At 60.6% G+C, this 14,039-nt stretch carries 11 protein-coding genes; 3 read left to right on the forward strand and 8 right to left on the reverse strand.

The window, feature by feature from the left end:
- Position 1 precedes the first annotated feature (1 nt).
- Genes paaG through paaA form a run of 7 tightly spaced genes read right to left on the reverse strand, consistent with a single transcriptional unit; the run spans position 2 to position 5,127 of the window.
- Complete coding sequence (gene paaG / locus ES815_RS21665; RefSeq protein ID WP_142489668.1) at positions 2-790, reverse strand: 2-(1,2-epoxy-1,2-dihydrophenyl)acetyl-CoA isomerase PaaG; 789 nt, start codon at positions 788-790, stop codon at positions 2-4.
- Positions 790-1,557, reverse strand: coding sequence for a 2,3-dehydroadipyl-CoA hydratase PaaF (gene paaF, locus ES815_RS21670; protein WP_142489669.1), 768 nt, complete (start codon positions 1,555-1,557; stop codon positions 790-792). Before paaF ends, paaG begins: the two co-directional genes overlap by 1 nt.
- On the reverse strand, positions 1,554-2,624 hold the full coding sequence (gene paaE / locus ES815_RS21675; protein ID WP_142489670.1) for a 1,2-phenylacetyl-CoA epoxidase subunit PaaE: 1,071 nt from the start codon (positions 2,622-2,624) through the stop codon (positions 1,554-1,556). Before paaE ends, paaF begins: the two co-directional genes overlap by 4 nt.
- 7 nt (positions 2,625-2,631) lie before the next feature.
- Positions 2,632-3,129 (reverse strand): 1,2-phenylacetyl-CoA epoxidase subunit PaaD, encoded by a 498-nt coding sequence (paaD, locus tag ES815_RS21680; RefSeq protein ID WP_142489671.1) that lies wholly within the window; start codon positions 3,127-3,129, stop codon positions 2,632-2,634.
- Positions 3,130-3,143: 14 nt separating this feature from the next.
- A complete protein-coding gene (gene paaC, locus ES815_RS21685) occupies positions 3,144-3,890 on the reverse strand; it encodes a 1,2-phenylacetyl-CoA epoxidase subunit PaaC (RefSeq protein WP_142489672.1) in 747 nt (248 codons plus the stop codon).
- 8 nt (positions 3,891-3,898) lie between these two features.
- A complete protein-coding gene (gene paaB / locus ES815_RS21690; protein ID WP_032611057.1) occupies positions 3,899-4,186 on the reverse strand; it encodes a 1,2-phenylacetyl-CoA epoxidase subunit PaaB in 288 nt (95 codons plus the stop codon).
- Between the two features lie 11 nt (positions 4,187-4,197).
- Positions 4,198-5,127 carry a 1,2-phenylacetyl-CoA epoxidase subunit PaaA gene (paaA, locus tag ES815_RS21695; protein WP_260609645.1) on the reverse strand — a complete coding sequence of 310 codons (930 nt, stop codon included), beginning with the start codon at positions 5,125-5,127 and terminating at the stop codon, positions 4,198-4,200.
- 282 nt (positions 5,128-5,409) lie between these two features.
- Here paaA and paaZ point away from each other — a divergent pair, with 282 nt between their 5' ends.
- The 3 genes from paaZ (at position 5,410) to ES815_RS21710 (ending at position 12,199) form a co-directional block, all read left to right on the forward strand.
- Entirely contained in the window at positions 5,410-7,455 is a 2,046-nt protein-coding gene (gene paaZ, locus ES815_RS21700; protein WP_142489674.1) for a phenylacetic acid degradation bifunctional protein PaaZ, read from the forward strand.
- 176 nt (positions 7,456-7,631) lie between these two features.
- Positions 7,632-9,899: a primary-amine oxidase gene (gene tynA, locus ES815_RS21705; protein ID WP_142489675.1), complete on the forward strand. Its 2,268-nt coding sequence runs from the start codon at positions 7,632-7,634 to the stop codon at positions 9,897-9,899.
- Between the two features lie 323 nt (positions 9,900-10,222).
- On the forward strand, positions 10,223-12,199 hold the full coding sequence (locus ES815_RS21710; RefSeq protein WP_142489676.1) for an alkyl/aryl-sulfatase: 1,977 nt from the start codon (positions 10,223-10,225) through the stop codon (positions 12,197-12,199).
- Positions 12,200-12,321: 122 nt separating this feature from the next.
- Here the strand turns inward: ES815_RS21710 and ES815_RS21715 are convergent, their stop codons facing one another.
- A complete protein-coding gene (locus tag ES815_RS21715; protein WP_142489677.1) occupies positions 12,322-13,821 on the reverse strand; it encodes an aldehyde dehydrogenase family protein in 1,500 nt (499 codons plus the stop codon).
- Positions 13,822-14,039 lie beyond the last annotated feature (218 nt).

Raw genomic sequence — 14,039 nt, forward strand, 5'->3', positions numbered from 1 at the left:
CTTATTTCCCCGTAAACTGCGGCGCACGTTTGTTGAGGAAGGCGCTGACGCCTTCACGGTAGTCGGCGCTGCGTCCGGCCAGGCGCTGATAGTCGCGCTCCAGATCCAGCTGGGCATCAAGGGTGTTGGTTTCGGCGGCGTTGATCGCCTGCTTGATCAGCCCCAGGCCAAAGGTTGGCTGCGATGCCAGATGCACGGCCAGCTGGCGGGCGGTGTCGGTGAGTTCGGCGTCATCCACCACCTGCCAGATCATTCCCCAGGCATGGGCCTGCTCGGCGCTGATTTTCTCCCCCAGCAGGGCCAGGCCCATGGCCCGGGCGCGGCCGGTCAGGCGCGGCAGCAGCCAGGTCCCGCCGGAATCCGGCACCAGACCGAGCTTGCTGAAGGCCATCACAAAGTTCACCGAGCGGGCGGCAATGACGATATCGCAGCCCAGCGCCAGGGTGGCACCGGCTCCGGCGGCCACGCCGTTGACCGCGCAGATCACCGGCTTAGGCAGTTTTGCAAGGCGCTTAACCAGCGGGTTGTAAAATTTCTCCACCGACATCCCGAGGTCCGGCGCGGGGCTGTTCGGGTCGACGTTGCGGTCGTTAAGATCCTGCCCGGCGCAAAAGCCGCGCCCGGCCCCGGTCACCAGCAGGCAGCGGATGCTGTCGTCGCGCTCGGCCTGGGTCAGGCACGCCGCCAGCTGCTGATGCATCTCCTCGTTAAAGCTGTTGAGACGCTCCGGGCGGTTCAGGGTGATCGTCATGACCCCCTGCTCAACGTGACTCAGAATGAAATCCATGATTAGCGTCCTTTAAATTCGGGGGTGCGTTTTTGCAGGAAGGCGGCGATCCCTTCCCGGCGATCGTCGGTGGCCGCCAGCAGGGTAAAGAGCTGACGCTCCTGGGCCAGCCCGGCCTGCAGGGCCACCTCCTGAGACTGGCGTAACGCCTGCTTCGCCGCCTGCAATGCCAGCGGCGAGTGGCGCGCCATCAGCCCTGCCTGCCGGAGGGCATATTCCAGGGTCAGGGATTCGGGATAAACGTCGCTCACCAGGCCCGCGGCCAGGGCCTGACGGGCGGTGATGCTTTCGCCGGTCAACACCATTTTGCTGGCGAGGGATTTGCCGACGCTGCGGATCAGGCGCTGGGTCCCGCCCGCGCCCGGCATAATGCCCAGCGTGATTTCCGGCAGACCGAAACGGGCGTTTTCCCCGGCAATCACCACATCACACAGCAGCGCAAGCTCGCAGCCCGCGCCCAGCGCGTAGCCGTTGACGGCGGCAATCAGCGGTTTGCTGAAGGCGTTGATCCGCGCCCACAGCTGCGGGCGAATGTCGTTCAGGGTGGCGGCCAGATCTTTTTCGGCCATCTCGTTGAGATCGGCCCCGGCAGCAAAGCAGCGTTCGTTGCCGGTAATTACGCACACCGAAACCTCGCTATCGGTTGCCGCGGCTTCGAGGGTGGTCGCCAGCTCGCTCAGCAGGGCATTGTTCAGGGCGTTGCGCGCCGCCGGGCGGTTCAGGGTCAGGTGCAGCACCCGCCCCTGACGGGTGATAATCAGGTCGCTCATGCCATCCCCTTCGCGTCGAAGTCCACCACCACGTCACTGGTCAGCGGCAAGGCCTGGCAGCTCAGAACGTAGCCCGCCGCCAGTTCGTCCGGCTCGAGGCTGTAGTTGGTGACCATGTCCACCTTTCCACGCACCACTTTGCATTTGCAGGTGGCGCAGACCCCGCCTTTACAGGCGTACGGCAGATCCGCGCCCTGACGCAGGGCGGCGTCGAGAATGCTTTCGTCGTCAGCGGTGAGGACGATCTCGCGGTCGCGTCCGTCCTGGCGCACCGTCACTTTCTGCCCTTCCACCTGCACGGTGTGGGCGCGTTTCACGCTGGTGCCCGGGGTGTTAAAGCGTTCCAGATGCAGCGATTTTTCCGGCATCCCCAGCGCTTTCAGCGCCAGCTCAGCTTCGTCCATCATTGCCGCCGGGCCGCAGATAAAGGCTTCGTCAAACTGGCTGAAGTCGATTAAGTGTTTCGCCAGCGCCTGGAGCTTTTCACCGTCGATGCGGCCATGCAGCAGCTCGCTGTCCAGCGTCTCCTGGCTGAAGATGTTCACCACCTGGAGGCGCGTCGGGTAGCTGTCCTTCAGGTCGGCCAGCGCCTGGCGAAACATCATGCTCTGGCTGCTGCGGTTGCCGTAAATCAGGGTGAACTGGCTGTTCGGTTCGGTTTTCAGGGTGCTGGAGATGATCGCCAGCATTGGGGTGATGCCGGACCCGGCGGCAATCGCCAGGTAGCAGCCCTCCCGCTCTGCCAGCGGCTGGTAGCCAAAATGGCCCTGGGGCACCATCACCTCCAGCGCCATCCCCTGTTTGATCTCATCCCGGGCATAGCGCGAGAAGCGTCCGCCGTCGATGGCTTTCACCGCTACGCTGATCTCGCCCGGCTGAACGCTGCGGCAGATGGAGTAGCAGCGACGCAGCTCTTCGCCCGCGAGATGGGCCTTCAGGGTCAGATGCTGGCCGGGACGGAAGCGATACGCCTCCTGCAACGCCCGGGGAACCGCGAAGGTGATGGTCACCGCATCGCGGGTTTCGGGTTCTACTTTTGCCACCGTTAAGGAATGAAACGTTGTCATGGCGACCTCAGATACATTTGAAATAGTCGAAAGGTTCCCGGCAGCTGTCGCAGCGATAAAGCGCCTTACAGGCCGTGGAACCAAATTCACTGATCATGGTGGTGCGGGTGCTGGCGCAGCGCGGGCAGGTCACCTCGGCGGGCAGATGCGCATGGCAGCTATGACCGGCCGGGGGGCTGATGCCGTACTGGCGCAGACGCTCCCGGGCATCCGGGGTCATCCAGTCGGTGGTCCAGGCCGGGTCGAGCTGGATGGTGATCTGCACCGGGGCATAGCCGTGGGTGGTCAGCGTGTCGCGGATCGCCCCCATCAGATGGTCGGTAGCCGGACAGCCGGAATAGGTCGGCGTGAAGCCGATAGCCCAGCCTTCACCCTGCGGGGTAACGCTGCGCACCATGCCCAGATCGGTAATGGTCAGCACCGGGATCTCCGGGTCCGGGATCTGGCTCAACAGGGACCAGATCTGCGGGACGGCGGCGGGTGTGAGTTCGACGGCATGTTGCATAGTGCTCTCCTGCGTTACCACTGCTGCCCGGGATAAACGCGCTGCAAATACTGCATCTCTGCCAGCATCGGTCCCAGATGTTCGGTGTGCAGCCCGTTACGGCCGCCGCTGCGGTAGGCGGACTCAGACGGCACGCTCAGCGTCGCCGCGTTCAGCCCGGTAAACACTTCCGCTTCCCACGCTTCGCGCAGGCTGCGGGGATCGACGGCGATACCTTCCGCCACCAGGGCCTGGTCAATCTCGTCGGCCTCGAACAGCTCGGCGGTAAAGCGCCACAGGTCGTTGACCGCCTGCTGCATTTTCTGCGCCGAGACGGCGGTGCCGTTGCCCAGGCGTTCCAGCCAGCCGCGGCTGAAGCGCAGGTGGTAGCGGGCCTCTTTGATTGATTTGGCGGCAATGGCGGCCAGCTGGGGATCGCGACTCTGGGTCAGACGGGTAAACAGCGCCACGTGCCAGGCGTCAATAAAGTACTGCCGGGCAATGGTGTCGGCGAAGTTGCCGTTCGGCTGCTCCACCAGCAGCAGGTTGCTGAACTGGCGTTCATCGCGCTGGAAGGCCAGCGTATCTTCGTCGCCCACCCCTTCCAGTTCGGCGGCGTAGGTTAAGAAGTTGCGCGCCTGGCCCAGCAGGTCGAGGCCGATATTGGCCAGCGCGAGGTCGATCTCCAGCTCCGGGGCGTGGCCACACCAGGCCCCCAGACGTTGGGAGAGCACCAGGCCGTTATCACCCAGGCGCAGAACATAGTGCGTTAACATTTTCATCCCCGACCTCACATGTGCTCGATGCCATCAGGGATGGTGTAGAAGGTGGGATGACGGTAGACCTTGCTCTCCGCCGGATCGAAAAACTCGCCGCGCTCTTCCGGCTGCGAGGCGACGATTTCGCTCGCCTTCACCACCCAGATGGAGCAGCCTTCGCTGCGGCGGGTGTAGGCATCGCGTGCGTTTTCCAGCGCCATGCGGTCATCGGCGGCGTGCAGGCTCCCCACGTGACGGTGGGACAGCCCCTGTTTGCTGCGGACAAAAACTTCGTATAACGGCCAGTATGTTTTGCTCATCGTGATTCCCCTTACGCGACCTTGCGGGCGTGTTGTTTTTCTGCGTGCGCCAGGGCGGCTTCGCGCACCCACGTTCCCTCTTCCCAGGCTTTATTCTTGGCGGCCAGACGCTCGTGGTTACATAGGCCACGGCCGTTGATGACCTCGTCAAACTCCTGCCAGTCGATCTCGCCAAAACGGTAGTGACCGCTCTCGGCATCGAAGTGCAGATCCGCATCCGGGACGGTCATCCCCAGCATATCCACCTGCGGCACGGTGTTGTCGACAAAGCGCTGACGCAGCTCGTCATTGCCAAAACGTTTGATTTTCCAGGCCAGGCTGCGGGCGCTGTTCGGCGAGTTGTCGTCGTTCGGGCCAAACATCATCAGCGCCGGCCACCAGAAACGGTTAATGGCGTCCTGCAGCATCTGGCGCTGGGCCTCGCTGCCCTGGGCCAGCGCCATGCAGGCCTCAAAGCCCTGACGCTGGTGGAAGCTCTCTTCTTTACAGATTTTCACCATCGCCCGGGCATAGGGGCCGTAGGAGGTACGGCACAGCGCCACCTGGTTAACGATGGCCGCGCCATCCACCAGCCAGCCAATCACGCCGATATCGGCCCAGCTCAGGGTCGGGTAGTTGAAGATGGAGGAGTACTTCATCTTGCCGTCGAGCATCTTCTGGTAGATGTCTTCCCGGGCGCAGCCCAGCGTCTCCGCCGCGCTGTAGAGATAGAGACCGTGCCCGGCTTCGTCCTGCACTTTCGCCAGCAGAATGGCCTTGCGGCGCAGCGTCGGGGCGCGGGTGATCCAGTTGCCTTCCGGCAGCATGCCGACAATTTCGGAGTGGGCATGCTGACCAATCTGGCGGATCAGCGTCTTGCGGTACGCGTCAGGCATCCAGTCCTGCGGCTCGATGGCCGTCTCTTGCGCGATTCGCTGTTCAAAGCGTTGTTCTTCCGTCACGTCATCACCCTTATGATTCGTATAAACAGTAAATTCCACTCAATGATGAATCACTTCGTTTCTTAAAAGTTACACAAAGGTTAAATATAACCCCAAGGAGTGTTTGCTTATTTTGTGATGTGGCTCGCAAGCCTTTTGCGAAGCCCCTTTGGTGGTGGGAAAACTGGAACGGGAATAGCCAGACAAGATCACAATGTTAACAAATCATTAAAACATCACTTGCATTTTATGATTCATAATCAAACTATCTATAGCGAAATAACGAACCACCTGGAGAGAAAAATGCAGCAGTTAGCCAGCTTTTTGTCCGGCACCTGGCAGTCTGGCCGGGGCCGTGAGCGCACTATTCAGCACGCCATCAGCGGCGAAACCCTCTGGCAGGTCACCAGCGAAGGGCTGGATATGGCCGCCGCGCGTCGTTACGCCATTGAGAAAGGCGGTGAATCACTTCACGCCATGACCTTCATCGAGCGCGCCGCGATGCTGAAAGCGGTGGCAAAACATCTGTTGAGCCAGAAAGAGGTGTTCTATGCCCTCTCTGCCCAGACCGGGGCGACCCGCGCCGACAGCTGGGTGGATATCGAGGGCGGGATCGGCACCCTCTTCACCTTCGCCAGCCTCGGCAGTCGTGAACTGCCGGACGATACCCTGTGGCCGGAAGATGAATTGATCCCCCTGTCGAAAGAGGGTGGTTTTGCCGCCCGTCACGTCCTGACCTCGAAATCCGGGGTGGCCGTCCATATCAACGCCTTTAACTTCCCGTGCTGGGGAATGCTGGAAAAACTGGCCCCGACCTGGCTGGCGGGGATGCCGGCCATCATCAAACCGGCCACCGCCACCGCCCAGGTCACCCAGGCGATGGTGAAAGCGATTGTCGACAGCGGCCTGGTGCCGGACGGCGCCATCAGCCTGATCTGCGGCGGTGCGGGGGATCTGCTCGACCAGCTCGACAGCCAGGACGTGGTGACCTTTACCGGCTCCGCGGTCACCGGCCAGATGCTGCGCGTACACCCGAACATCGTCGCCCGTTCGATTCCCTTCACCATGGAGGCCGACTCCCTGAACTGTTGCGTGCTGGGGGATGACGTCACCCCGGAGCAGCCGGAATTTGCCCTGTTTATCCGTGAAGTGGTGCGGGAGATGACGGCCAAAGCCGGACAGAAATGTACCGCCATCCGCCGCATCATCGTGCCGCAGGCGCAGGCGGAGGCCGTCAGCCAGGCGCTGATCGCCCGGCTGGAAAAAGTGGCTGTTGGCGACCCGGCGCAGGAAGGGATTAAGATGGGTTCGCTGGTCAATGCCGAACAGCGCGCTGACGTGCAGGAGAAAGTGGATGCCTTAGTGACGGCGGGCTGCCAGGCCCTGTTGGGCGGTAAAGCCGACCTGCACGCCGCCGGGGCCTTCTTCCCGCCGACACTGCTGTTCTGTCCACAGCCGGATGAAACCCCGGCGGTGCACGCCACCGAAGCCTTTGGCCCGGTGGCTACCCTGATGCCGTATCAAACCCGCGACCATGCCATGGCGCTGGCCCGCGCCGGGGAAGGCAGCCTCGCCGGAACGCTGGTGACCGCCGATCTGCACCTGGCGCGTCAGTTTATCGCCGGGGCCGCGCGCGCTCACGGCCGTATCCAGATCCTCAACGAAGAGTCGGCCAAAGAGTCCACCGGCCACGGCTCCCCGCTGCCGCAGCTGGTGCACGGCGGTCCCGGGCGCGCCGGCGGCGGCGAAGAGCTGGGTGGCCTGCGGGCGGTGAAGCACTACCTGCAACGCACCGCGATCCAGGGGAGCCCGAGCATGCTGGCCGCCATCAGCCAGCAGTGGGTGCGCGGCGCCCAGGTGCAGGAGGATCGCGTCCATCCGTTCCGCAAATATTTCGAGGAGCTGCAACCGGGCGACAGCCTGCTGACCCCGCGCCGCACCCTGACCGAAACCGACATCGTCAACTTTGCCTGCCTGAGCGGGGATCATTTCTACGCCCACATGGACAAGATTGGCGCGGCGGAGTCGATTTTTGGCGAGCGCGTGGTGCACGGTTACTTCCTGATCTCCGCTGCCGCCGGGCTGTTCGTCGATGCGGGCGTCGGGCCGGTGATCGCCAACTACGGCATGGAGAACCTGCGCTTTATTGAGCCGGTTAAACCGGGCGATACCATCCAGGTGCGTCTGACCTGCAAGCGCAAAACGCTGAAGAAACAGCGCACGGCGGAAGAGAAACCGACCGGCGTGGTGGAGTGGTCGGTGGAGATCTTCAACCAGCACCAGCAGCCGGTGGCCCTTTACTCCATCCTGACTCTTGTCTCCCGTCAGCACGGCGATTTTGACGCCTGATCCCCCTCCCTCCGGGTAACGTCGCGCACGTTACCCGGCTTCTGGCACATCTGACAAAACATCTGGCAAATGCAGGCAAACGGTACGCACAGCGTTATTGCTATGTTGGCATTGAATAAACCGCGCGCAGAACAGCGGTCCCGAGTGGATAACAACACATACAACAGAGGTTAATCATGGGAAGCTCCTCAATCTTTTCTCCACGTAAAACGGCGCTGGCCCTGGCCGTTGCTTGTCTCTTTTCCGGTCAGGTGCTGGCTCACGGTGGTGAAGCGCATATGGTCGAGATGGATAAAACCCTGACCGAATTCGGCGCTGATGTGAAATGGGACGACTATGCCCAGATCTACACCATCACCAAAGACGGGGCCTTCATCAAAGTGAAGCCAGGTGCGAATACCGCCATCGTCAACGGCAAGTCGCTCACCCTACAGGCGCCGTTAGTGATGAAAGACAATAAGGCCTGGATCTCTGATACCTTTGTTAACGATGTGTTCCAGTCCGGCCTCGACCAGACCTTCCAGGTGGAAAAGACACCGCACCCGCTGAATGCGTTATCCCCGGATGAAATTAAACAGGCCGTCGGGATTGTGAAAGCCTCGCCGGACTTCAAACCCAACACCCGCTTTACCCAGATTGCGCTGGCCGAGCCAGACAAAGCCAAAGTGTGGGACTTCGTGCTGAACGGCACGGCGGTGGATGCGCCGCGTGAAGCCAATATCACCATGCTGGACGGCAAATTCATTATCGAAGCGCGGGTGGATTTGAAAGATAAGAAAATCCTGCACTGGGAGCCGATCAAGGATGCGCACGGCATGGTACTGCTGGATGATTTTATGGCGGTACAGAAGATCGTTACCGGCAGCCAGGAGTATGCCGACGCGCTGAAAAAACGCGGGATCAACGACCCGAGCAAGGTGATGACCACCCCGCTGACCGTCGGCTATTTTGACGGTAAAGATGGCCTGAAGCAGGAAGATCGCCTGCTGAAAGTGGTGAGCTATCTGGATATTGGCGACGGCAACTACTGGGCGCACCCGATTGAAAACCTGGTCGCGGTGGTGGACCTGGTCGAGAAGAAAATTATCAAAATCGAAGAAGGAGCGATCGTCCCGGTGCCGATGGAGCCCCGCCCTTATGACGGCCGCGACCGCGAGCCGGTCGCGCATAAGCCGCTGGAGATCACCGAGCCGGAAGGTAAGAACTACACCATTACCGGCAACATGATCCACTGGCAGAACTGGGACTTCCACCTGAGCCTCGACTCCCGCGTTGGCCCCATCATCTCTACCGTCACCTTTAACGACAACGGCAAAAAACGCCAGGTGATGTACGAAGGATCGCTCGGCGGGATGATCGTCCCTTACGGCGACCCGGACGTGGGCTGGTACTTCAAGGCCTATCTGGACTCTGGCGACTACGGCATGGGTACCCTGACCTCCCCGCTGGTGCGCGGTAAAGATGTGCCGTCCAACGCCGTGCTGCTGAATCAGACCATCCCGGATTACACCGGGGCACCAATGGAAATCCCACGGGCGATGGCGATTTTCGAACGCTACGCCGGGCCGGAGTATAAGCACCAGGAGATGAACCAGCCGAACGTCAGCACCGAACGTCGTGAGCTGGTGGTGCGCTGGATCAGCACCGTGGGGAACTACGACTACATCTTCGACTGGATCTTCCATGAAAACGGCACCATCGGCATTGATGCCGGGGCAACCGGCATCGAAGCGGTGAAAGGCGTGACGGCGAAAACCATGCACGACCCGAGCGCGAAAGAGGATACAAAGTACGGTACCCTGATCGACCACAATATCGTCGGCACCACCCACCAGCACATCTATAACTTCCGTCTGGATATGGACGTGGATGGCACGAACAACAGCCTGGTGGCGATGGATCCGGAGGTGAAGCCGAACACCGCCGGCGGCCCACGTACCAGTACCCTGCAGATCAATCAGTACAGCATTGATACCGAGCAGCAGGCGGCGCAAAAGTTTGACCCGGGCACCATTCGTCTGCTGAGCAACACCAGCAAAGAGAACCGCATGGGCAACCCGGTCTCTTACCAGATCATCCCGTACGCGGGCGGTACGCACCCGGTCGCCACCGGCGCGAAATTCGCCCCGGACGAGTGGATCTATCACCGCCTGAGCTTTATGGATAAACAGCTGTGGGTGACCCGCTACCATCCAAACGAGATGTACCCGGAAGGGAAATTCCCGAACCGCTCTACCCAGGACACCGGTCTGGGCCAGTTCAGTAAGGACAACGAGTCGCTGGATAATCAGGATAACGTAGTATGGATGACCACCGGCACCACCCACGTGGCGCGCGCGGAAGAGTGGCCCATCATGCCGACCGAGTGGGTGCATACCCTGCTTAAACCCTGGAACTTCTTCGACGAAACCCCGTCTTTGGGCAAGAAGAAAGAGGCGCAGTAACAACCAACCGGGCATATTGCCCGGTTTTTTTACGCCTGTGCGGTTTGCGGTGTCGGGTGGCGGCTACGCCTTACCCGACCTACAAAACCATGATTTCGTAGGCCCGTGCAAGCGCAGCGCCGCCGGGCAAAGCCGGGCGGCGCTATGTTTGCCGACCTGGACAGACATTAAATTTCCGTTAAGTAGTTTATTTTCTGAACAGATATTCTTGCCTATAGTTAATCAACCCCTTTCCGCCTGGGTTGCCTTTCTTAAAACGTTTTTCTGGACATCACGCGAAGTTTTCCCCTACGCCGCTGTATGCACATTGAGAGGTTTTCAGGATGAGATTCAACTTGATAGCAAGAAGCCTTGCGCTCGCCGGGCTTTTTATTTCTGCGGGCATTCCTGCGTATGCCGCAGAAGCGCCCAAAGAAGCCGCCGCCGCCACCCAACAAGCCAATAACGCCCTCTTTAGTCAACTGCCCTTCTCCGATAACACCGACTTTACCGATGCCCATAAAGGCTTTATTGCCCCGCTCCCCACGGAGGTGATCAGAGGCGAACAGGGCAACGTGGTCTGGGATCCGCAGCAATACGCGTTTATTAAAGAGGGCGATAAAGCGCCGGACACCGTGAACCCCAGCTTATGGCGTCAGGCGCAGCTGATTAATATCAGCGGCCTGTTTGAGGTGACGGACGGGGTGTATCAGATCCGTAACCTCGATCTGTCGAATATGACCATTATCGAAGGCACTACCGGCGTCACCGTCGTTGACCCACTGGTGTCGGCGGAAACGGCGAAAATCGGGATGGATCTCTATTTTAAAAACCGCGGGCAGAAACCGGTGGTGGCGGTGATCTACACCCACAGCCACGTGGACCATTACGGCGGCGTGCGCGGTGTGGTGGACGAAGCCGATGTTAAAGCCGGGAAGGTGAAAATCTACGCCCCGGCCGGCTTTATGGAAGCCGCGGTGGCAGAGAACATTATGGCCGGTAACGTGATGAGCCGCCGCGCCAGCTACATGTACGGCAACCTGCTGAAGCCGGATGCCAAAGGTCAGGTCGGCGCCGGACTGGGCACCACCACTTCCGCCGGGACCGTCACCCTGATTGCCCCAACCAATATCATCGAAAAAGACGGTCAGAAGGAGACCATCGACGGTCTGACCTATGACTTTATGCTGGCGCCGGGCTCGGAAGCGCCGTCGGAAATGCTGTGGTTTATCGAAGAGAAAAAGCTGATCGAATCGGCCGAAGACGTGACCCACACCCTGCACAATACCTACTCCCTGCGCGGGGCGAAGATCCGCGAGCCGCTGCCGTGGTCGAAATACATCAACGAAGCCATTGTGCGCTGGGGTGATAAGGCCGAGGTGCTGATGGCACAGCACCACTGGCCGACCTGGGGCAAAGAGAACGTCAATAACCTGCTGAAAAGCCAGCGCGATCTGTATCGATATATCAACGATCAGACCCTGCGCATGGCTAATCAGGGGCTGACCCGGGATGAGATCGCCGCCAACTTCAAGCTGCCGGACTCGCTGGCGCACACCTGGGCGAACCGCGGTTACTACGGCTCGGTGAGCCACGACGTGAAAGCGACCTACGTGCTCTATCTCGGCTGGTTCGACGGCAACCCGGCGACCCTGGATGAGCTGCCGCCGGAAGACGCGGCGAAGAAATTTGTCGAGTACATGGGCGGCGCGGACGCCATTCTGCAGAAGGCGAAAACCGACTTCGACCAGGGGAACTATCGCTGGGTGGCGCAGGTGGTGAGTAAAGTGGTGTTCGCCGATCCGAACAACCAGGCAGCCCGCAACCTGGAGGCGGATGCGCTGGAGCAGCTGGGCTATCAGGCAGAATCCGGCCCGTGGCGTAACTTCTATCTCACCGGCGCGCAGGAGCTGCGTAACGGCGTGGTGAAAGGCCCGACGCCGAACACCGCCAGCCCGGATACGGTGCGGGCGATGACCCCGGAGATGTTCTTTGACTATCTGGCGGTGCACATTAATGGTGAAAAAGCGGGATCAGACAAAGCGGTGTTCAACATCGATTTGGGCAGCGACGGCGGGAAATACAAGCTGGAGTTTGAAAACGGCGTGCTGAACCACACCGCCAATGCCGAAGCGACCAATGCGGATGCCACCATTACGCTTAATCGCGACACGCTGAATAAAATCATCCTCAAGGAGACGACCCTGAAACAGGCTGAAGAGAGCGGTGCGGTGAAGGTGACCGGCGACAGCGCGAAACTGGATACCATGCTGGGCTATATGGATAAGTTTGAGTTCTGGTTCAACATTGTGACACCGTAACTTATTGCCGGGTGGCGCTGCGCTCACCCGGCGTACGGATTGTGCGGTTTGCTGCCGGGTGGCGGCTTGCCTTACCCGGCCTACGAAACCGTAGGTCCGTGCAAGCGCAGCGCCGCCGGGCATCAATAACGCACGCACACCGATTTAGTTTCACACCACCCGTCCAGCCAGTCCGGGCCGAAATCGCGGCCGGTGCCGGACTGCTTCATGCCGCCGAACGGCAGGTTGGCGTCGATCAGGGTGTGGCTGTTGATCCACACCGTGCCGGCCTGCAGGCGATCGCTGTACTCCAGCGCTTTACTGATGTTTTGCGTCCAGACGCTGGCGGTCAGGCCGTATTCGGTGTCATTTGCCAGGCGCAGGGCCTCTTCACCGTCGGCGACGCGCACCAGGTTCACTACCGGGCCAAACACCTCTTCGCGGGTCAGACGCAGGCTGGCGTCCGGGTTGACTACCAGGGTCGGCGAGACGTAGTACCCCTCGCCATTCGGGCCGCGGTTACCGGCGATCAGCTCGGCCTGACGCGACTGCGCTTCGTCGAGGAAGCTCTGCACTTTGTCGCAGTGGGCACGGGACACCAGCGGGTTGATGTGCGCCTCCTGGGACATACCCGGCCCGACGCTCAGGGATTTCACCGCTTGCTCAAAGCCGCTCACCACGGTATCAAACAGCGGCGCTTCGATGTAGATGCGCGAGCTTGCCGCACAGACCTGCCCCTGGTTCAGGAAGCTGCCGGTCATCAGCCCTTCGATAACCCATGACGGATCCGCATCTTTCAGGACGATGGCCGGGTTTTTACCGCCCAGTTCCAGGGTCACGCCCATCAGGCGGTCGGCGGCGGAGCGCGCAATCTGTTTGCCGGTGGCGGTTGAGCCGGTAAAGCTCACTTTGGCGATATGCGGATGGTTGGTCAGCGCAGCGCCACACACCGCCCCACTGCCGGTTACCACGTTGAAAACGCCGTCCGGGATCCCGGCTTCGCTTGCCAGCTCCGCCACGCGCAGCAGGGTCAGCGGCGTGGTCTCTGACGGCTTGATAACGATAGAGCAACCCGCGGCCAGGGCGGGCATCACCTTCCACATGCCGATCAGCAGCGGGAAGTTCCACGGCACAATCCCGGCCACCACGCCAATCGGCTCTTTGCGGGTCCACGCCTGATAGCGGGCCCCCTGCGGCATCGGAATAGAAAGATCCAGCGTTTTACCGGAAATTTTAGTGGTCAGCCCGGCGGTGTAGCGCATCCAGTTCAGGGTGCAGCCCACTTCAAAAGCGCGGGAGATGTTAATAGATTTACCCTGCTCCAGGGTTTCAAGCTGGGCCAGCTCTTCGGTGTGCTGCTCCACCAGATCGGCAAAGCGCAGCAGAATACGTTCACGTTCCGCGGGCAGTTTGCCTGACCAGCTGCGGGCCACGAAGGCGCGCCAGCCGGACATCACCGCGCGGTCCACATCCTGCGCGCTGGCATCGGCCGTCGAGGCAATCACCTGGCCGGTGGCCGGGTTAAAGATCTCCAGACGCTTTTCGCTGTCGGAGGCGGACTGGCGTCCCTCAATCCAGAGGCCATGCTGGCGATCCAGAAATTGCTGCACGCTGTGCAGTACGGCGACCTGTGTATCAGACATAGCGATTCCTTATTATTCGCAGGGTGTCAACGCAGTCTAAGATGGCTTTGCCGAATGCGCTTTTATCTCTGTGACATTCGCTTTGTCCGCTGTGACAGGCACCGCAAAACGCGACAATATCGCCGTTTCGCTCTGCTGTATGGCGGAGTTTTTTCCGGGATTTCGCCCCAGGTCACGGGCAATTGGCAACATAAATGCAACAATGTTTAAACATTGAC

The sequence above is a fragment of the Leclercia adecarboxylata genome, from assembly GCF_006874705.1.
Taxonomy (GTDB): domain Bacteria; phylum Pseudomonadota; class Gammaproteobacteria; order Enterobacterales; family Enterobacteriaceae; genus Enterobacter; species Enterobacter adecarboxylatus_C.

What these genes read in the sequence shown, in the direction of transcription:
- paaF (WP_142489669.1), bottom strand. Translation starts at nt 1,557, where the DNA reads ATGAGCGACCTGATTATCACCCGTCAGGGGCGGGTGCTGCACCTGACC.
- paaE (WP_142489670.1), bottom strand. Translation starts at nt 2,624, where the DNA reads ATGACAACGTTTCATTCCTTAACGGTGGCAAAAGTAGAACCCGAAACC.
- paaD (WP_142489671.1), bottom strand. Translation starts at nt 3,129, where the DNA reads ATGCAACATGCCGTCGAACTCACACCCGCCGCCGTCCCGCAGATCTGG.
- paaC (WP_142489672.1), bottom strand. Translation starts at nt 3,890, where the DNA reads ATGAAAATGTTAACGCACTATGTTCTGCGCCTGGGTGATAACGGCCTG.
- paaB (WP_032611057.1), bottom strand. Translation starts at nt 4,186, where the DNA reads ATGAGCAAAACATACTGGCCGTTATACGAAGTTTTTGTCCGCAGCAAA.
- paaZ (WP_142489674.1), top strand. Translation starts at nt 5,410, where the DNA reads ATGCAGCAGTTAGCCAGCTTTTTGTCCGGCACCTGGCAGTCTGGCCGG.
- tynA (WP_142489675.1), top strand. Translation starts at nt 7,632, where the DNA reads ATGGGAAGCTCCTCAATCTTTTCTCCACGTAAAACGGCGCTGGCCCTG.
- ES815_RS21710 (WP_142489676.1), top strand. Translation starts at nt 10,223, where the DNA reads ATGAGATTCAACTTGATAGCAAGAAGCCTTGCGCTCGCCGGGCTTTTT.
- ES815_RS21715 (WP_142489677.1), bottom strand. Translation starts at nt 13,821, where the DNA reads ATGTCTGATACACAGGTCGCCGTACTGCACAGCGTGCAGCAATTTCTG.